The organism is Thalassospira profundimaris WP0211, assembly GCF_000300275.1.
Taxonomy (GTDB): Bacteria; Pseudomonadota; Alphaproteobacteria; order Rhodospirillales; family Thalassospiraceae; genus Thalassospira; species Thalassospira profundimaris.
The window spans coordinates 13,995-32,775 of sequence record NZ_AMRN01000015.1 but is presented as its reverse complement, the minus strand read 5'-3'; the positions used below and the strand labels follow the sequence as shown (position 1 = coordinate 32,775).

Annotated in this window: 22 protein-coding genes; 10 read left to right on the top strand and 12 right to left on the bottom strand. The window is 60.4% G+C overall.

Going from position 1 to position 18,781, the window contains the following annotated elements; genetic code table 11:
- The 11 genes from TH2_RS20025 to phbB all read right to left on the bottom strand — a co-directional run bounded on the left by TH2_RS20025 (position 1) and on the right by phbB (position 10,065).
- Positions 1–1,011 carry a bifunctional enoyl-CoA hydratase/phosphate acetyltransferase gene (locus TH2_RS20025; RefSeq protein ID WP_008892276.1) on the bottom strand — a complete coding sequence of 337 codons (1,011 nt, stop codon included), beginning with the start codon at positions 1,009–1,011 and terminating at the stop codon, positions 1–3.
- On the bottom strand, positions 1,004–2,221 hold the full coding sequence (locus TH2_RS20020) for an acetate/propionate family kinase (RefSeq protein ID WP_008892275.1): 1,218 nt from the start codon (positions 2,219–2,221) through the stop codon (positions 1,004–1,006). The genes TH2_RS20025 and TH2_RS20020 overlap by 8 nt, the downstream gene beginning before the upstream one ends.
- Positions 2,211–4,034 (bottom strand): DUF3141 domain-containing protein, encoded by a 1,824-nt coding sequence (locus tag TH2_RS20015; RefSeq protein ID WP_008892274.1) that lies wholly within the window; start codon positions 4,032–4,034, stop codon positions 2,211–2,213. The genes TH2_RS20020 and TH2_RS20015 overlap by 11 nt, the downstream gene beginning before the upstream one ends.
- Entirely contained in the window at positions 4,031–4,369 is a 339-nt protein-coding gene (locus TH2_RS20010) for a DUF5676 family membrane protein (protein WP_199679526.1), read from the bottom strand. Before TH2_RS20010 ends, TH2_RS20015 begins: the two co-directional genes overlap by 4 nt.
- On the bottom strand, positions 4,362–4,721 hold the full coding sequence (locus TH2_RS20005; protein WP_008892272.1) for a YHS domain-containing protein: 360 nt from the start codon (positions 4,719–4,721) through the stop codon (positions 4,362–4,364). The genes TH2_RS20010 and TH2_RS20005 overlap by 8 nt, the downstream gene beginning before the upstream one ends.
- Before the next feature lie 15 nt (positions 4,722–4,736).
- Entirely contained in the window at positions 4,737–5,183 is a 447-nt protein-coding gene (locus tag TH2_RS20640) for a phasin family protein (protein ID WP_008892271.1), read from the bottom strand.
- Between the two features lie 116 nt (positions 5,184–5,299).
- Positions 5,300–5,914, bottom strand: a complete 615-nt coding sequence (locus TH2_RS19995) for an RNA polymerase sigma factor (protein WP_008892270.1) — start codon at positions 5,912–5,914, stop codon at positions 5,300–5,302.
- Positions 5,915–6,021: 107 nt separating this feature from the next.
- Positions 6,022–7,335: an APC family permease gene (locus tag TH2_RS19990; protein WP_008892269.1), complete on the bottom strand. Its 1,314-nt coding sequence runs from the start codon at positions 7,333–7,335 to the stop codon at positions 6,022–6,024.
- Positions 7,336–7,436: 101 nt separating this feature from the next.
- A complete protein-coding gene (locus tag TH2_RS19985) occupies positions 7,437–7,946 on the bottom strand; it encodes a potassium channel family protein (RefSeq protein ID WP_008892268.1) in 510 nt (169 codons plus the stop codon).
- 157 nt (positions 7,947–8,103) lie between these two features.
- Positions 8,104–9,291, bottom strand: coding sequence for a thiolase family protein (locus TH2_RS19980; protein WP_008892267.1), 1,188 nt, complete (start codon positions 9,289–9,291; stop codon positions 8,104–8,106).
- Between the two features lie 51 nt (positions 9,292–9,342).
- Positions 9,343–10,065 carry an acetoacetyl-CoA reductase gene (phbB, locus tag TH2_RS19975; RefSeq protein WP_008892266.1) on the bottom strand — a complete coding sequence of 241 codons (723 nt, stop codon included), beginning with the start codon at positions 10,063–10,065 and terminating at the stop codon, positions 9,343–9,345.
- A 353-nt stretch (positions 10,066–10,418) separates the two neighbouring features.
- On the opposite strand from phbB, the gene TH2_RS19970 reads away from it, so the two are divergent.
- The 8 genes from TH2_RS19970 to TH2_RS19935 all read left to right on the top strand — a co-directional run bounded on the left by TH2_RS19970 (position 10,419) and on the right by TH2_RS19935 (position 17,123).
- Positions 10,419–10,880 (top strand): sigma-70 RNA polymerase sigma factor region 4 domain-containing protein, encoded by a 462-nt coding sequence (locus tag TH2_RS19970; protein WP_008892265.1) that lies wholly within the window; start codon positions 10,419–10,421, stop codon positions 10,878–10,880.
- 314 nt (positions 10,881–11,194) lie between these two features.
- Positions 11,195–12,130: a cation diffusion facilitator family transporter gene (locus tag TH2_RS19965; protein WP_008892264.1), complete on the top strand. Its 936-nt coding sequence runs from the start codon at positions 11,195–11,197 to the stop codon at positions 12,128–12,130.
- The gene (locus tag TH2_RS19960) at positions 12,127–13,041 is read left to right on the top strand and encodes a DMT family transporter (RefSeq protein ID WP_008892263.1); all 915 of its coding nucleotides are present in this window, start codon (positions 12,127–12,129) and stop codon (positions 13,039–13,041) included. The genes TH2_RS19965 and TH2_RS19960 overlap by 4 nt, the downstream gene beginning before the upstream one ends.
- A 117-nt stretch (positions 13,042–13,158) precedes the next feature.
- The gene (locus TH2_RS19955; RefSeq protein ID WP_008892262.1) at positions 13,159–14,052 is read left to right on the top strand and encodes a DMT family transporter; all 894 of its coding nucleotides are present in this window, start codon (positions 13,159–13,161) and stop codon (positions 14,050–14,052) included.
- Between the two features lie 308 nt (positions 14,053–14,360).
- Complete coding sequence (locus TH2_RS19945) at positions 14,361–15,002, top strand: RNA polymerase sigma factor (RefSeq protein ID WP_051007684.1); 642 nt, start codon at positions 14,361–14,363, stop codon at positions 15,000–15,002.
- Positions 15,003–15,657: 655 nt separating this feature from the next.
- Positions 15,658–16,188, top strand: a complete 531-nt coding sequence (locus tag TH2_RS19940; RefSeq protein WP_008892260.1) for a hypothetical protein — start codon at positions 15,658–15,660, stop codon at positions 16,186–16,188.
- A gap of 60 nt (positions 16,189–16,248) precedes the next feature.
- The gene (locus TH2_RS21360; protein WP_008892259.1) at positions 16,249–16,401 is read left to right on the top strand and encodes a hypothetical protein; all 153 of its coding nucleotides are present in this window, start codon (positions 16,249–16,251) and stop codon (positions 16,399–16,401) included.
- On the top strand, positions 16,398–17,123 hold the full coding sequence (locus TH2_RS19935; RefSeq protein ID WP_008892258.1) for a TVP38/TMEM64 family protein: 726 nt from the start codon (positions 16,398–16,400) through the stop codon (positions 17,121–17,123). Before TH2_RS21360 ends, TH2_RS19935 begins: the two co-directional genes overlap by 4 nt.
- Positions 17,124–17,565: 442 nt before the next feature.
- Here the strand turns inward: TH2_RS19935 and TH2_RS19930 are convergent, their stop codons facing one another.
- Positions 17,566–17,967 (bottom strand): MerR family transcriptional regulator, encoded by a 402-nt coding sequence (locus tag TH2_RS19930; protein WP_008892257.1) that lies wholly within the window; start codon positions 17,965–17,967, stop codon positions 17,566–17,568.
- Positions 17,968–18,062: 95 nt separating this feature from the next.
- On the opposite strand from TH2_RS19930, the gene TH2_RS19925 reads away from it, so the two are divergent.
- Both TH2_RS19925 and merP read left to right on the top strand, forming a co-directional pair.
- Positions 18,063–18,476: a mercuric transporter MerT family protein gene (locus TH2_RS19925; protein ID WP_008892256.1), complete on the top strand. Its 414-nt coding sequence runs from the start codon at positions 18,063–18,065 to the stop codon at positions 18,474–18,476.
- 19 nt (positions 18,477–18,495) lie between these two features.
- The gene (gene merP, locus TH2_RS19920) at positions 18,496–18,780 is read left to right on the top strand and encodes a mercury resistance system periplasmic binding protein MerP (protein WP_008892255.1); all 285 of its coding nucleotides are present in this window, start codon (positions 18,496–18,498) and stop codon (positions 18,778–18,780) included.
- The last annotated feature ends 1 nt before the right edge of the window (position 18,781 follow it).

The following is an 18,781-nucleotide window of genomic DNA, read 5'->3' as shown; positions in this document are numbered from 1 at the left end:
TCACGCTCCCATCGGACAGCACGCGGCTTCAGGTTGAGCCGCGCAATGAATGGCCGATTCCGATTCTCCTTGTTGCAACTGCTGCGACCGAGGCAGCGCAGGTTGATGCATCAGGACGGCGAGCGCCAGCGCCGCCAACCGGGCGGCCGGCGGATCGGCGCGGGAGCTGAGCACCACCGGCGCGGCGAGGCCCATGACGACGCCCGCCGCCGTGGCGCCGGCCAGATATTCGAGATTCTTGGCCAAGATGTTGCCGGAAACGAGATCGGGGACCAGCAGGATATCGACATCTCCGGCGACCTCCGAGACGATGCCTTTCTCGCGGGCTGCGTCGGCTGAGATGGCGTTGTCAAAAGCCATCGGGCCATCGACGATCGCACCTGCAATCTGGCCCCGTTTGGCCATCAAAGCGAGACAGGCCGCGTCGAGGGTCGATGCAATGGCCGGATTGACCGTCTCGACCGCCGACAACACAGCTGCCTTCGGTGCTTCTATGCCAAGGAGCGTGAAAAGTGCGATGGCGTTCTCAAGAATCTGCGCTTTCGCGTTGAGGTCCGGCATGATGTTGATGGCCGCGTCCGTGATCGCGAGGAGCTTCGGATAGGCTGGAATGTCGACCATGAAGACGTGGCTGACGCGGCGACCTGGGAGTCTGAGGCCCTGGTCCGTGTCTAGCAGGGCCCGCATGAAGGCATCGGTGTGAATGTGACCTTTCATGACCGCGTCGGCATCGCCGTTTCGGACGAGATCGACACCGGCGCGGGCTGTCTCGGCGTCGCTCTTTGCGGATACGATCGCAGCCCGGTCGATCTCCACATTGGAGGAGGCTGCGCAGGCCAGAATCGCGTCGGGATCGCCGACGAGCCGGGGCTCGATCAGGCCAAGCGCCACGGCTTCCTGAACCGTTTCGAGGACAAGGCCTTGATCGGCGGCGACCACGGCGACGCGGATCGGCGTGCGCTCCTTCGCGCGTGCGACGAGATCTTCGAGAGTGGCGGGATGATCAACCATGGGCTCGCACATTCTCCTTTCCGGATGCCCTCAGAATGTTTTGAGTATGGCGCGCGATGGCCAACTCCTCGTCAGTCTTGAAGGCTTCGATGAGCACACCGCTGTCGTCGGTCGAGACAACGCGTTGTTGACCGGCGTTCCGCTCCGCATCAAGCGTGAGACCGAGATAATCGAGCCCCTCGCAGATGCTGGCGCGGATTTCGGGCGAGTTAGCGCCAATACCGCCGGTGAAAATCAACCGATCGAGACCGCCGAGCGCGGCCGTCAGGCCAGCCAGGTGCCGGCGTGCATGGTGGCTGAAGAAGTCGATCGCCTCCGCCGCCTCTGGAACGTCCCGCCGGGCCAGGAGATCGGCCATGTTGCGGCTCAAGCCGGACAGACCGAGCAGGCCCGATTCGGTGTAGAGCACCTGTTGAAGGGCGTCGGGAGTCATTTGCTTTTCGATCAGGAGATGCAGGAGAACGCCGGGATCGAGATCGCCGGGACGCGTCCCCATGGGAAGGCCGGCAAGTGTACTGAAGCCCATGGTGGTCTCGACGCTGTGTCCGTTCCTGATCGCCGCCATCGACGCGCCGTTGCCGAGATGGGCAACAATGATTCGTTCCTCCGCAGCTGCGTCGCCGTCACGCCGGCGTACCTCGCCGATGACATACTCATAAGACAGGCCGTGAAAACCGTAGCGCCGGATACCCTCTTGCTCGAAACGGCGCGGCAAGCCGGTCAAGCGCGCCACACGTGACAAGCCATGGTGAAACGCGGTGTCGAAGCAGGCGACCTGCGGGAGATCGGGCCGTTGTCGTCGGACCGCCGTGATGCCGGCCAGGTTATGGGGCAGATGGAGGGGCGCGAGCGGGACCAGTTGCTTCAGCCGGACCTCAAGCGCGGGCGTGACCACAAGCGAACAATCACAGCCCTCTCCGCCATGTACCAACCGGTGGCCAACGGCAACGGGTGTCGCTTGCGTGTCGCGATCCTCGGCCCAGTTCAGAAGCAGGTCGAGGGCCGCGTCATGGTCGGGAATTGCCCGCATTTCATCGACCAGTGCCGTCCCGTCCGCTGCCCTCACAAGGAAACGTCCTTCGTCGAAGCCAATGCGTTCCAGAGAACCCGACCAGGTTCGCTGGGGCTCGGCGGGAGCCGCGTCGAACAGCGCGAACTTGACGCTGGAGGATCCACTATTGATGACCAGGATCGCGCCATCAACGGCCATCGTTCTTCGCCTCGCCTTCATTCCCTACTGTTCCCGCCGCGGATGTCTCCTGGCCGTAAAGCTGCCCGAACGCCTGTTCGTAGCCGGCGTCGCGCCACTCGCGGACCTGCTCGATCGCCCCGGAAAATTCGGCGAAAAGCTCCCGTTCCCTTTCCAGCAAAGGATGATCCTCGGGCAGCGGTTTCCGCGTCTTGGCAATACCATCTGCCAGAGCCGCGACACCGCGCATCCATGGGTTGAACGACTCGGAAAACAAGTAACGGCTCGTTCGCATCGGATGCAGCCACTTCAACGACTCCGCGGTCCATGGATTGCTCGCCATCTGAACCCACGGACTGACGAAGCTCCGGTAGAACGCCTCGCCCGCCTCGGAAACAGCCCGCACTTGTTCGAATGCCTGGCTTTGCTCCGGAAACTTCAGATCCTCGACCCGCCGCTCGTCAAACCGCACGGTGAATTGCGGCTTGTGGCAGTCGGGGTCGCCGCTCGGGTTGTCGATCTTCATCTCGTAGAGGCCCGGAGCGAGGGCTTCGATCTCATCGAGGTTTTCGAGAATGGCGCGATGTTCAAGGCGGGCGACCTTGGCCGACACGAAGATGCCGAGATGGCCCACATGCGGATTGGTCAGATAGACGATCCGTTGACCCGCCTTCTTCAGATCGGCCGTATCCTCATATACGGTCGGAATCCAGCCCAGAGCCTGATGCGGCGGCGTGATGTTGTCTCCGTAGGAGGCAAAGATGACCAACGGATTGCGGATGCGGCGCAAATCGGCGATGCAGCCGTCGCAGATGCGCATGATGCCCTGTTCCAGCTTGTTGCCGATGAACAGGTTTTCGACGATCGCCAGTATTTCTTCGCGGCTGAGGAAATAGAACCCGTTCCACCAGCGCTCGAACTCGAGGAAGCGCTCGCTCTCGGTATCGACCTTGTGGAACAGACCGGCGTATTTCTCCCAAATAGCCTTTTCCGGCTTCAGGTTCTCGAAATTCAGGGCCAGCCACGCGCCATCGAAGCGGCCGTTGCCGAGATCGGCCGTCAAATGCGTGAGCCAGGCGCCGCCGAGCAGTCCTCCGGTCACCCGCATCGGATTGACGCCGGCCTCGCCTGACCAATAGGACAGCGGCGAGCCGTTCAGCACAGCAGGGCCGACCAGACCCTCACAGTCGGCCGAGAGCAGAGTCATCGCCCAACCGGCCTGACAGTTGCCGTAAAGGACAGGCGGCGTGCCGGAATGGCGTCCGGCGACCTCCTCCACGAAGCGCCTGAGTGCATGTAACACGTCGGCCAGTGTCTGGCCGGGCGATGGCTCCGGGAAAAAGATCACGAAATATGTTGGATGCCCCTCGTGGAGCGCCATGCCGACTTCGGAATCGTGCTTGAACCCGCCGATCCCCGGCCCGTGCCCGGCGCGCGGATCGACCACGATGACCGGCGGCTTGTCGGGATCGACGCAGTCGTCCCAGCAGTCATCGCCGACTTCCGTAATCCGCAGGAGCGCATAGTTCGCGGGAGGCTCGAAGCGCCGTGCGTCGAGGATCGTCTCGTATTTGAAGTCGAGCAACGGCGGCAAACCGGCGCGTTCATGCTCGAGCATATTGTCGGCGCGTTGTCTGAGCGTGTCCCAGAAAAGGATCGTCCGCTGCCAGAGGTCGACCTGGTAGTCGACGAGATCCTGGCCCGGCAGTCGAGCGTCCGAAGCATCCTCCACACGCTTCTGACGCCGGGCATCCGCCTGGCTTACCAGTTTAAGTGCGGGTGCCCGTTTGTCGCCGGCATCGGTCGTGGCTTTTTGCCTCTTTGCCGTCGTCATGGCCGGCCTCCCCGGCCACTGTGCGCGGCAAAGAAATTGTAAAGCGGCGCGAAGACCAGTGCCACATACCAGCCATAGGCGAAGCTCTCGGCCAGGCCGAGGAAAAAGCTCTGCCAGCTCAGCCAAGTGAAGCCAGGAAGGAGCCGGAACCAGCTTTGATACATCGCCTGGCCGGGAAACAAAAGGTCGAAGCCGACGCAAAGAGCGAAGGTGACGGCCAGGAAGAGGCCTAGGCTCAAGCCGAGCGCCATCACGGGTATTCTTGAAGCAGACTGAACCGGCAGGGGCGTCCCCGCGCGCGGCGGCGTCCTCGAAGAGATATTGAGATCAGACATGGCGGTCCTCCAACTGGGGCGTCGGCGTCTCGGTCTTGGCACCGGGTCCGACATATTGCTCGGGCGCAGCCTCAAAGCGCTCCCGGCATTCCCGCGAGCAAAAATAATAAACACTGCCGTCATGGACGCTCGGCTTGGCCTTGTCGGTACTGACGGTCTTGCCACAGACGGGATCGACGTCCTTGGTTGGGGGAATCCACCGCAACTCCTCGGCATTCTTTTGCCGGCTGTGGTTCGCATCGCCGTGCTTGGCCTTGCCGTGCCCATGTCCCATGACATGGGCGCCGCAGCCGAAGCGCATCATCACGAAGATGATCACCGCCCAGATCAGGAAGTAGGAAAGCGCGTTCATGAACCCTGCCCGCGACTACTTTTTCGCTGCGCTTGTCTTCGAGGCTGCGGTGCCGTCGTTCTCCGACCGCTTCACGGCAGCGCTCTCGTCGTCCTGGCCCGCCGCCGCTCGGCTCGCCTCGTGCACCAGCCCGGCGCAGCATTTGGACGTGATCTCGGCAAGCTCCCCAACATGGCTGGCGAGCGCCCCGAAGAGATCGCGATAGGCCTCGGCTTGCCGTTCGAAAAGAGCCTTTGGATCCGAAGCGTTTTCGCCAGGCTCGAACGCCGCGCTCATCTGGCCGACGCGGGTTTCAAGGAATTCGGCCTGGCGCCTAGTGACCGCTTCCGTCGTGTCGAACATGAGATTCGTCATGCTCCGGAGCGCTTCAACATTACGCATTTGCAGGGCCGTGATGGCTTCGAGGTCGAGCCCCCGATACTGCAGAACTGCGGGATTGGTGGGTTTGGATGTGTTTGGCATGGTCGGCTCCTTCGGATGGTCCATCAGATTGAGAACGGGTGACCTGAAGCTGGTGCGCGACGGCGCGCCAATGTATTCGGGCCGTCGTTCAGATAGACGGTCCGGGGAGCAATTCGTTACAGTTCGGAGGGTCCTTCCCCGATCTCCGCACGAACATGGCCGGCGTAGTCGCACTCGCAATCGAGATAGCCATGAATTGGGCAGGTCCGACAGGTCTCTTCCAGCTGCTGCCGCAAGGCCTGGCGGGCCCGGTGCAGACGCACGCGAAAATTGCTCTCCGTGATGCCGAGCGTGCCAGCGATACTTTGGCGGGACTCGCCGATCAAGTCGGCGCGCCACAAGATTTCCGCATACTCCGACTTTAGGGTCGGAAGAAGTTTGTAAAGGCACACACAGACAAAGAGATCGAGATCGCTCTTGGCTTCGCCGGTCAAGAGCACTGACTCCAGATAGTGGTATTCCGCGTCCCTTTGACGCTTCTTGCCTTGGGCGCGGTAATAGTCGACTAACGTCGTCTCCAACACCCGGCGCATCCAGGCGCGCAGCTTTTCCGTGTCGCGAACATCGCCAACCCGGGCAAGCACCTTGACGTAGAAATCGTGCAGAACGTCGGCGGCCTCCTCTTCATTGCCGAGCCGCCGCGCGAGAAAGCGAAAGAAGTCCTGCTGAATTTCCACCATGACTGCATGGACAGCGTCTCGTGGTGAATCACTGTCTTGATCGTCAGTCATGTTCTCTCCCGGCCACGTAGATATGGCGAGAGATCATTTTCACCTGTTGCGATATAAATCTCGAAAATAGCGTGATCGCCGGATGATGAGCGGGGCTTGGCAACTGCTCAGTGACCGCCATGTTTTTCCTCCGCGGTCCAGCGCGACAGAAAGACGCGCTCATAGGCGAACACTGCGGCGATGGCGGCGACCGCGATGACCACGATAAGCGGATCTGATTGCAGCTTTATGGCGCCAAAGACGCCGAGCACGAGCGCGTCGAGCGCGATAGCCATAATCAGTACCCAGCCGCTCGCGTCGATCTCGTGGCGCAGGCGGCGGAACACGCCCCAATGGATCAGGATATCCATCACCAGGTAGAAGAAGGCGCCGAGCGATGCGATGCGGCTGAGATCAAAAAGCACCGTCAGGACTCCCGCAATCACCACGGTGTAAACCAACGTGTGCTCGCGGATCGGACCGGACATGCCGAAATGACTGTGGGGGATCATCTTCATGTCGGTCAGCATCGCCAGCATGCGCGAGACGGCAAAGACACTGGCGAGCAGCCCCGAGGCGGTCGCGACAACAGCAAGCGCGATGGTGAAATAGAAACCGTAAGGACCGAGGGCCGGTTCGGCTGCCTCCGCGAGCGAATAGTCTTTCGCGGCGACGATCTCGTCGAGCGAGAGACTGGAACCGACCGCGAACGCGACCAGCAGATAGACCACCACGCAAATCGCGATTGAAATGATGATCGTGCGGCCGACATTGCGATGCGGATCGACGATCTCGGCGCCACTGTTGGTGATCGTCGTGAAGCCCTTGAATGCGAGGATCGAAAACGCGATCGACGCCGTGAAGCCGGCGATCGGGATGGATTGCGACGACCCTGACGCCGGCTCGAAGGTGAAGCCGCCGGCCACCAGCGCGGCAATGCCGAAGGCGGCGATGCCACCGATTTTCAGGAATGCCATGACGACTGAGAACAGGCCAACGGAGCGATTGCCCGATATGTTAACAAGATAGGCGAAGACGATCAGCCCGACGCCAAGCGCGGGCACGAGAATGCTGCCTGCCTCTAATTCGAATGGCCTGAGAACGTAGGCGCCGAAAGTCCGCGCGACGAGACTCTCGTTGATCACCATGGAGAGCGCCATCAGCAAAGCGGCGGCGGCCGCAATTGCCCCCGGCCCATAGGCCTTCTGCAAGATCATTGCGATTCCGCCAGCGGACGGGAAAGCATTCGACATCTTCACATAGGTATAGGCGCTGAATCCGGTAACGATCCCGCCGGCGATGAAGGAAAGCGGAAACCACGGGCCCGCAAGTTCTGCAATCTGACCGGTAAGCGCGAAGATTCCCGCTCCGATCATGACGCCGGTGCCCATCGAGACACCGCCGGTCAGAGTGATGCTGTTCGCCTGGTAATCAGATTTCATCAGATCCTCTCGCCCACTCTATAGAATATGGGCATTCCTATACTGCACATTGTCTCTGCCGTTCTGCCCACACCAGAAATATTCTATGAGCATTTGGAAGGCTAATTCATACTGTCCGTATTTTGAGGTGGCATCGGGGCCGACTTGAACCTCTTGTCCGCGTTGCCGCGAGTCGGCTCGGTGCAGGATCGCCACGGCCAAAGACGTGCCATCGCGATATATATGAAGGATCCCGACCAAGCGATCAGCAACAGGCCGTTCAAGGCCTCAACGCCGGTGATGAAGCGGAGGTGATCAGAAGGAAACACATCGCCGAGCCCGAGCGAGGTGTAGCTCACGATCGAAAAATAGAGGTAGTCGAGCGGCTCGGCGACGGCCAGGCCGCCGAAACCGCCGAGGGCGAGGACGCCATCACCAAGCGCATAGGCGACCGCATAAATCCCAATCTCGATGAGATGCGCTGCGGTCACCATAAGAACGATGACCAGGATACGCACACCAGCGGTCATCGCGATGCGCGCCATGCCACCGGACAGCCAACGCAGAACCGCATAATGAAATAAGAACGTCAATATGGCGAGTGACAGCGCCAGTATTGTCGCGACAAGCATTTTGGCCCCTATCCTTCGGCATTCTTGTTTTTAAGTATCTTTGTGGCCGCTTGAACGCGGAGAAAACGGCATGAAGCACTATGGTCACGCAGCGACGGTAGGTTTGAACGGCATCTTCAAGCTACCTGCCCGTCACCTGCGGATCCGACAGTCAGCATCAGGACGTCCGCTCCAAGGTGAGTGCGATGCCCTGCCCGCCGCCGATGCAGAGCGTCACCAAGCCCCGCTTGACCCCATTGCGCTCCATTGCATGCAGGAGTCGCGTCGTCAAAACGGCCCCCGTTGCGCCGATCGGATGACCGTGGGCAATAGCGCCGCCTTCGACGTTGACGATGTCTTGTTCGATTCCGATCTCACGCGCGAGCGCAACGGCAATGGCGGCAAAGGCCTCATTGATCTCGACGCGGTCGAGATCGCCAACGCTCCAGCCCGCCCGCTCCAGAGCCTGAAAGACGGCCGGTACCGGTCCGAGGCCGAACATGCCGGGATCGACCGCGCCCACACCGTAGGAAACCAACCTGGCCATGGGTTTAAGACCGTTCTTCTCCGCCCAAGTCGCCTCGGCGATTATCATCGCCGCCGCGCCGCTGTTGAGTCCCGGCGCATTGCCAGCCGTAATCGTACCCTCCTTGCGGAAGGCAGGCCTGAGCTTGCTCAGACTGTCGAGGGTCGTGTCGGGTCGGTTGTGTTCATCGGCGTCGAATGTGGTCGTCTCCTTACGAGTCTTGAGTTCTACCGGAGCGATCTCTTGCTTGAAATTGCCAGCAGCCTGCGCCTCGGAAAAGCGCCGCTGAGAGCGTTCGGCCCAGCGATCCTGATCTTCGCGCGTAATCTGAGCCTTCTTCACCAAGTCTTCCGTGTGCCAGCCGGAGTGCTCGCTGGAAAAGGCGTCGTTCAGGCCGTCACGGAGCATGCTGTCGTGCATCTGGGCATCACCCATGCGATAACCCCAGCGCCCGTTTTGAACGATGTAGGGGGCCTGGTCCATGTTCTCCATGCCGCCGGCGACCGCGCAGTCGATATGTCCGAGCATGATCTCCTGGGCCGCCGAGGCGATCGCCTGAGCCCCAGAGCCGCACACCCGATTGACGGTCATCGCTGGCACGCCAACCGGAATGTCAGCACCGATTGCCGCCTGGCGTGAAGGGTTCATTCTGGCGCCCGCCTGGATCACCTGTCCCATGACCACGGTTTGAACGAGCGAGGGATCGACGCCCGACCGCTCGATCGTCGCGCGGATCGCCGTTGCGCCGAGCTCGGTCGCCGGCAGATCTTTCAAGGATCCTCCATAGGTGCCGATCGCGGTGCGCACGGGGGTACAAAGCATAACCTGCTTGTGAGTCATCGGTGTGCTTTCCTTCTTGTCTCGCTTGAGTGGATTGGTTCCTGATTCCGCTCAGATCAGGTACTGGCCGCCATTGACGGTCAGTGTCGAACCCGTGATGAAACCCGCGTCGTCGCTCGCCAGAAACACCACGGCCCGGGCAATTTCCTCGGGTTGGCCGAGGCGGCCGACCGGGATCTGGGCGACGATGCTATCGAGAACCTTAGGGGGAACGTCGGCGACCATGTCGGTCTCGATATAGCCCGGGGCAATGGCGTTGACGGTGACGCCTTTGGCGGCGCTCTCGAGCGCTAGCGCCTTGGTGAATCCCAGAAGACCGGCTTTCGCCGCCGCATAGTTGGTCTGGCCCAGTTGGCCCTTCTGGCCATTAATCGAGCTGATGTTGATAATGCGGCCGTAACCGCGCTCCCGCATCGGGGAAATGACGGTGCGGCACATAGTGAAACAAGCGGTCAAATCGGTATCGATTACCGCGCGCCAGTGCTCTGACGTTAATTTATGGAGCATAGCGTCGCGGGTGATCCCCGCATTGTTCACGAGAATCTCGACCGGGCCATATGCGGTGGTGATTTTCGCGACGGCGGCGGCGCAGGCCTCGTCATCGGCCACATCCCATTTGAAAACAGGGATGCCCGTTGCCGCCTTGAAGTCTTCGGCCGCCAGATCGTTGCCGTGGTAGCTAGCGGCGACCGTATAGCCCGCATCGCGCAGGGTTCTGGCAATCGCGGAGCCGATTCCGCGCGTGCCGCCGGTCACCAATGCCGTTCGTCCCATGATTTCAACCCCCGTAAGAGATACCAGCCGCTCTGCAACGGCCGTTGCAGCCTTGTGCGAAAACTGCAGATTGCGTTGTGTCGCGTTGGGCAAGGTCTTTGATCACGTTCATTCCTCCTGACGGGCTCAATCCTTCGGGGTCCTCCATGTCTAGAAGACGATGCCCGGCTGGCTCCGTTACACAAGGAGCGCTGATCGCATAGTCGTTCGACGGGAAGGAAAGCTCCGACCCGCTCCGGTGGCCGTGAAGGATTTGTGTAACTTTCGGCGACCCATTCACGTCTTATGTGACGCCAATGAAAATCCGGGTGGGCACACCGTCCCGGTTTTGAGCAGCGGAGGAGCGAGGCCAAGTGATCGAGACGATGGAAGATGGAAACCGCGCCGCTTCAAAAGCCGGCCTGATTGATCCAGATAACGAACAGCTCGTTCATCCAGAAGGGTTTTTAACCCCAAGGTGCCAGCCATGCCGACGCCAGCGCGACAGCCTTGATGGTGGCGTTTTGGCGGCACACAAAGGCCGGAACGGAAATAGCGACGGGGAGGGAGATTCTGGGTGTCCACCGGACTCGGACGGCTCCGACGACACCGAGATGGAGGCAATTCTGCAGGAGTTTATCGAAACGCTTATGCGTCTCTTGGAACCCCGCTACGCCGAGGTGGTGTGGCGCGCGGAAATTCTGAATCATCCGCCCACCAGGATCGCCACAGATCTCGGTCTCAGCGAACAGATAGTCATCAGACGACTTCAGCTAGGCCGCCGGACCCTCCTACACCTCGTCATGTTGACGCTGGAACCCCCTCTTAAGGTTTGATGCCCAAACATTTTGACTGTTCCGTGCTGGGAAATAAAACGGCAATCAAGAATTTACTTGGAATCGACAGTAGCGACAGATAAATTGGCAATAACTCTCGAGTTTCTGCGAATTTACCCCTGTCCCGTCCAATCAAGGGATGAGATAGGGGCTGATCTCGAAGAGGGGAGTGACAGGTGGTCTGATGCGATGCAATGATCCTGGATCCTTTCACGCTGAAGCCGGTGGTAGCCGCGGGAGCGTCTGCCTCGCCGTGGCGCGAAATGAACGCAGAACTTTGTAGTCAAAGAGTACGTGAAGAGAGGATAGAATCAATGAGCCAAGCCCATAGCGGCCATGCCGGCCACATGCCGTCAAGCGGACGGGGAATGGTGATCTCGGCTTGGCTGACCGGCATCTATTTCGTAATCGAGATGGGCATCGGCCTCTGGACGGGCTCGATCGCGGTGATTTCCGACGCCTTCCACACCTTCTCGGCGGTGGGTGGCGTACTAGTCGCGATCGTCGCCGCCAAGCTTGCCCGCCGCCCCGCCGACGAGGATCGCAGTTTCGGCTGGTACCGCGCCGAGATTATCGGAGCGCTCGTCAATGGCGGCTTCCTTCTGGGCATGGCGCTCATCGTGATCGTAATGGGTGCGATGCGGCTGTCCGACCCGATCGAGCTGCCTACCGGGCCGATGCTTTGGGCCGCGGCGGGCGGGCTTTTCACCGAGTTTATTTCGCTCGGCTTGATCTGGAAGCAGAGCCAGAGCGACCTGAACGTGAAAGGCGCACTTTGGCACATCATTCAAACCTTCGTCGGCAGCCTGCTCATTATCGTGACGGCACTCGTGATTCAATTCACCGGGTTCCTGCTGATCGATCCGATCCTTGGTATGGGCTTCGGCTTCGTGCTGCTCTGGGCCAGCTGGGGCATTCTGCGCGACGCTGCTCACCTATTGATGGAAGGCACACCGGCCGACGTCGGCCTGTCCGATGTCACCGGCGCGCTGGAGCAGGTCGAAGGCGTTGCGAATGCCCACCACGTTCATGCCTGGGCTCTGACCAGCGGCCGTTACGTCTTCTCCGGTCATGTGCGCGTCGCCGACGAGACCGATCCCCAAGCGGTCCTGGCGGCAGCGCACGCCATGCTCAAAGAAAAATTCGGATTCTTCTTCGTCACCTTGCAGGTCGAGGACACCTGCCTTGATGAGTCCGGGGCTGAAGCCATCGACGTGACGCGCACGGCAGGGGGCCGCAGCCGGAAATGAAGATCGTTCTCCTGCTCCTGCTGATCACGCTGTCGGAGGCCACAATCGGCGTGTTCGTGAAGCTCACCGACGGACTGATCCCGATCCAGACGCTGAATTTCTACGCTCTGAGCTTCGCGGCCGCCTTTCTGATGGCGGTCATGCCGCTGGCGACCGGCCGGCCCTTGCGCTTTCCGAAAGGCAACCTGAAAGACACCGCGATCATCGGCGTGCTGATCGCCACGCAGATCAGCGTTTTCAACTACGCCATGACGCTGGTGCCCATCGCCAATGCGGTGATCTTCTGGAGCGTCGCGCCCTTCTTCGTGTTCATCTTCTCGGCGCTGTTTCTCGGTGAAAAGGCACGCAAGAGCTACATCCTGATCTTCGCCGTCGCGCTGACCGGTATCGTCCTCGCCAAGCCGCTTGAGGGCGGCCACATGATCGGCAACCTCGTCGCACTCGGCGACGGCGCGATCTACGCCGCCATGGTCACCTACATGCGCTACGAAGGAAAGACCGAGGCCGGCAACGACATCGCCTGGTCGATGCTCGCGGGGGCGCTGATCCTGTCGCCAGCGCTCATCCTCGCCGGCCCCGGCACGCCCGCCGCGACCATCTCCTATGCCGCACTCGGGATGGACCTGCCGGTGATGCTCTGGGCAGCGGGGCTGGGCATCGTCTCGACCGGCTTCGCCTATTTCGGCATCTCCATCGTCCTCAAGACGCTCAACGCCAATGTCTATGCGCTCGTCGATATCATCGTCTCGCCGGTCGTGGCGTCAACGCTGGGCTACCTTATCTTCGCCGAAATCCCGGCGCAGGGCATGATCTATGGTGGCGCATTGCTGCTCGGGGCCGGTTTCTGGTTGACCCGCGAGATGTCGCGCGGCGCGGAAAACCGGGCCGTTCATCCCTGCCAGTGTGCGTGAACCGAACGGATCAACTCGTGTGAATCCAATCAGCAACGACACGAGACTTGGCAGACAAACGCCAGTAGGTCGTGATGGTGGTGTCGCGGGACGGATAGACGATGGGATGAAAGTCGAGTGACCGTTGGAATCATCGCGCAAATCATTCTGGTCATGTTGCTTTGGGCTGCCTGCTTCCCGCTGATAACCGTCGGCATTGAATTTGCCCCTCACCTGACATTCGCCACGCTGCGCGCGTTCCTGGCAGGCGCAGCGTTGATCATCGTCGCGCTTGCATTGCGGCAGCCCCTGCCCAAAAGTCGTCGAATCTGGACAATGTTGGCCATCGTTGGCGCAGGTGCCACCAGCCTGGGCTTCTTGGGGATGTTCCATGCCGCGGAATTCGTTTCCCCGGGCATCGCCACTGTAATCGCCAACACCCAACCGCTGTTGGCGGCGGGCCTGGCGGGTATCATCCTCAAAGAACAGTTGACCGCGCTGGGCAAAGCAGGCCTTGCCTTGGGCTTTATGGGGATACTCGTCATCACTTCGCCCCAGATACTCACCGGCGGGCAAGAAAATTACATTCTAGGAGTAGCCTATATTGTCCTGGCTGCACTCGGCGTCACGGTGAGCAACGTTGTAATTAAACGAATTGCCGGAAACGTCGACGCCCTTATGGCAATGGGCCTCCAGTTGCTCATCGGCAGTGTTCCGCTCGCTATTGTCGCCTGGGCCACGGAGGAGCCAACAACGATCCGATGGTCGTTGCCATTTGTAGGCGCGCTCCTTGTTCTCAGTCTGTTCGGGTCGGCGTTAGTATACTGGCTATGGTTCTCCGTGCTGGAGAAAGCGCCTCTCAACCGCGCGAACGCGTTAAGCTTCCTGATCCCGATTTTCGGCCTTGCAATGGGCGCTTTGTTTTACGGTGAGACCCTTGGCTGGATGCAGATCGTCGGCATTGTCCTTGCGATTCTTGGGGTCGTGTTGGTGACGCGCAGAGGGACTAAGCCGGCCAGAATGGCCGGATAAGGGCAACCGTGTTGGTTTGCTGCTGCCCGGCCTAGGTTCGCGCCCGGCGTCCACCACAGATTTCTCTCGACTTACCTTCGACCACGGCGGTTGCCCTTACTGAACTACTGTACCGTTACTCTTTATGGCTTTGATTTAGATCAATGCCGTTGCTCTCGATTCTCGTATTATGAACCCGAAACTCGACCCCTATGGTGGGTTTTAGCGCAAGGCTAGCGTGGGGTGTTTTTGTGCGTTGACCTAAGGCGCTCAGCCCGAAGATGTTTCCAGATCGCCCGATCTTGCCAACTCGGGCCGAGGTTTTGAGCATGACTGTAGCAACACATAAGACGATTAAAACCGACCCACTTTCCGATGAGCTCGACAACACGTCACGGCCGATGACCCCGGAAATAGAAATGGCACTCACCGACTATTATCACGAATTTCGTCGCTATCTCGTGCGCCGGGTCGGCGATTCGGTCACTGCGGAGGATGTGCTTCAAACTTTCTGCGTGCGAGTCATCAACAGCGGGACAGTACTTAGGAATAGCGAAAGTGTGGTCGCCTGGTTGTATACGGTGTTGCGCTCGGTGCTGACCGATCATTACCGCAGTGAGGCTGCACGGCGGCGCCGAAAAGACAGCTACATGCAAGACCAGATGGTATTGGCCGACGGCCAGGTAGATCTAGCGAACGAGAAAGGCGTTTGCAGCTGTCTTCGAAAGCTTGTGCCGGGGTTGCGCCCGGACTATGCAGAGATTCTTGAACGGATCGATCTGTCGGATGAACCGCGTGAACGAGCCGCAGCTGATCTTGGGATCACACCATCGAATGCGAGAGTGCGCCTGCATCGGGCGCGCCAAGCACTGCGTGTTTCTCTAGCAGCGTTCTGCACCGATTGCTCCGAAGGTAGATTTGACGACTGCACTTGTGAATCAATGCGCGACGGCAAGAGCTGTAGCTTGTAACTATCACAAAGTTCTACAACTGCCCTTCTATCGGCGGGCTGAACCGCGCCGGGTTTGCCGAAGGCTTCAACTCTCAAGAGGATGGAGCGATGAAAGAGAACAAACCCCTACTGACATACTCAGGCTGAAGTGCGCGCGAGGTGATGAGCCCATACGATCTCGAAGCCTTCTAGACTGAGACCGACGCGGGATTCGGCGACGGGATATGAAACTGTTTCCACAGCGTCCTTGTCCACGCTCAGGCCAGAATGCGCCGACTTGATGTCGCGTGTAGAGCTGTTGGGAGATCCGCGGAATCGTGCGGCAGCGCCTCGGCGCCGACTTGAAGAATGTCGCTGTGCGGCTGTATCACGGCTAAGCAGGCACTGGAAAAGCAGCAGCAGGGGATTTGTTTGTGCCTGATCTGCCCGATCCATGGTTTCCTCGACTGCCGCTGTGAAGAGACGGATTGTGCACGGGGCCGGATTGTGCACGGGGCCGGATTGTGCACGGGGCCGGCAGGTGGGCTGAAGCTGTAACGGCGGGCAAGTCGTTCCGTCTGTAAGTCCAGGTGGTTGTGCCTTCGGGTCACCATAGCGATCCGATGTCCGACGCAGCACCGGTTGCGCCGTCTCCACCCCTACAGCGTCTTTCATCCCAACCAAGGAGACCGGAGATGACAGATTCAAGAACGATGATACCTTCCAGCACGATGCGTTTGCCGGGTTTGAAAGCTCTCGCCATAGCCGCGGGCCTCACCGTCCTCACCGCGGCAGGTGCGTTGTCGGCCCAGCATGGAGCAAAGCCACAGCAAGGCCAATCCCAGCAGATGCAGCAGCAGATGCAAGGCGGACCGTCCTTCGAGCGCATGCAGGAGATGATGCAGCAGGCCCGCGAGACAACAGACCCTGCCGAGCGCCGGCAGCTCATGCGCCAGCACATGCAGATGATGGTCGAGAAGATGCAGGCGATGCACGGCATGATGGGGAACATGCCCATGCAGGGCCAGATGGGCGGCCGGATGTCGGGCCATCAGGGATCCGGCAGTCAGGGCATGGGCATGTCCGGGGACATGTCGGACGATATGTCCGAACGGATGCAGCAGATGATGGGGCGCATGCAAGAGCAGCAGGGCATGATGCAGCAGATGATGCAACAGATGCTCGAACAGCAGCGCATGATGATGGAGATGGACGAAGACCGCTAACGTCTGGAAGCATCCTGTATGCGGCAGCCGCCCCCAAGGAGAGAAAGGGACGGTTCTGTAATGCTGGTGCAGTTCGACTTCGTCTGTAACGGTCCCTTCGGCCAGGACGTGGCCGAGGCGATGGACGGGCTGGCGCCCGCCATTGAAAACCTCAACGCCAAGCTGTTCGACGTGCACCGTCCCCTGAGCGAAATCACCAAAGGACCAATGTGAACGAAGGGCAGGACACACGACCCAATCCACCCTGGCCTCGCATCATCGCCGGTCTGGCGGTGTTGGCCGTCTTCCTCGCGACCGTCCTTGTGTTATGGCGCATCGGCATACTGGACCGCCTGCGCGACGGCGCAGCGCTTGAGCAGGCTGTGATGCAATTCGGCCCGCTCGGCCCCTTTTTGATCATCGGCCTGATGACCGTCGCCATTGTCATGAGCCCGATTCCAAGCGCGCCGATCGCGCTCGCCTCCGGCGCGGCCTACGGCCATTACTGGGGCGCGTTCTACGTTGCCATTGGCTCCGAGATCGGCGCCCTAACCGCTTTTGGCGTCGCGCGCCTCTTCGGATACGACGCACTCAAGGCATGGCTCGGCACGCGGCTGTCGATGGGTGTCCTGCACCGCTTCATCACGTCCCAGAACGCCCTCATGGCGGTCGTGTTCGCGACACGGCTCATGCCGTTCCTGTCCTTCGACATCATCAGCTACGCCGCCGGTCTGACGCCGCTCAGGACTTGGCGCTTTGCCGTTGCGACCCTGTTCGGTATCATCCCGGCGAGCTTCCTGCTCGCGCATTTCGGAGATGAGCTCGCCTCCGGTGACTGGCGGCGTGCCGGGTTAACGGTGCTCGCCCTTGGGCTCATAACCCTGCTTCCTCTTGCCTGGAAGACTGCTCCGGCGCGCTACCGACTAGCTCTGAAGCGCTTATTAAAGCTTGGATAAGCGAGGAACCCCGCGTCGCAATAGCAGTTCTGGCGGTATGTCAGCGTGAATCCCAACGTGACTTGCTTGTGCAACCTCGCCAAGCCGCATTAGTCGGCCCGATTTTACAGAACACAACCTTGCCATGCGTAGGCGACATCAACACCTATGGCGCCATCGCGCCATGAGCAAAAGTTCCAGAAATACCGAACACTCCTCCTCCGAGTATGGCTACAGCTTGATTTTTAGTGGTTCCCATATGGTACCCGATCGCATTTCCGGACTATAGCTTGAGAGTCGAAAAGCTCGCTAGCGTGCTGTACTAGCGGGCTTAATTTGGTTGCAGGGGCAGGAAGCCACCGGCAGCCAAACTCGCTAGTCGTGGCCGTATGATGGCAGCAAGCCATCCTCCGTAGGATGAAGGACACCGCTCTAATCGGTGCCACGGTGGACAAGAACCTTCTCATGCGGACAACGCATCCACGATCGGACATTCCGGTACGTCGCCGCCATCGCACTTCGCCGCCATGTCCTTGAGCACGCGCTCCATGCGCCTGAGATCGGCAATCTTGCGGCGGATGTCGGCGATGTGGGCCAGCGTCATCTCCTGTACCTCTCCACAGCTGTAGTCGCCACCATCAACGAGCCGCAGCAGTGCGCGGATCTCGTCGAGCGAGAAGCCCAGTTCTCGGCTCCGGCGGATGAAGGCGAGCCGCTTGAGATGCGCGGTTTCATAAATCCGCTGTCCGCCGGCGGTGCGCGGCGGCTTGGGCATGATGCCGATCCGCTCGTAGTAGCGGATCGTCTCGATGTTGACCCCGGTATGTTTCGAGATCGTTCCGATTCCATAACTGGCGGTCGTCATCTCATTGTCCTGTCTCACCATTTTCTCCCTTGAACCTGTAGCGACTACAGCTCCTATCTTAACATGGCAAGACCGAACTGGTGAGGACCAAGCCAATGGCTCGAGCGGACGAAACGGCGGCCGGCGCAATGGAAATCGGGCAGGAAACGGAAGGCGCTCAACGGCGCACCGGCTGGGCGGCTGCCGGCGGCATTCTCGGTGCTGTCGGTGCGTCGTCCTGCTGCATTCTGCCGCTGGTGCTGTTCAGCCTCGGCGCCGGCGGCGCCTGGATCGGCAACCTGACGGCGCTGGCGCCCTATCAGCCGATCTTCGTCGCCGTCACCCTTGGCTTCCTCGGGTACGGTTTCTACGCCGTCTACTGGAAACCGCGGAAAGCCTGTGCCGAAGGCGCGGCGTGTGCGCGCGCCCTCCCGGGCCGCACCGTCAAGGCCGCCCTTTGGGTCGCGACGGCACTGGTCGCCGCCGCGATCGCTTTTCCCTACGTCGCACCGACACTGCTTGGCGTTTGAATGGAAGGAGGTTCGACGGATGATTCGCGCGCTTTTCGCTGCCTTGGTCCTTACAAGCCTCTTTGTCGGTACCGCGGCCATCGCCGCCCAACGGACGGTGACACTCGCCGTCGACGGCATGACGTGCGCGAGCTGCCCCTACATCGTGAAACAGTCGCTATCCCGCGTGCCGGGCGTCGAGCGGGTCGAGGTCTCGTACGCGGACAAGCGGGCCGTCGTAACCTTCGACGACTCGAGAACGGACGTTGCCGCGCTGACGAAGGCGACCGCCGGCGTCGGCTTTCCTTCCGCGCTCGTGGAATAGA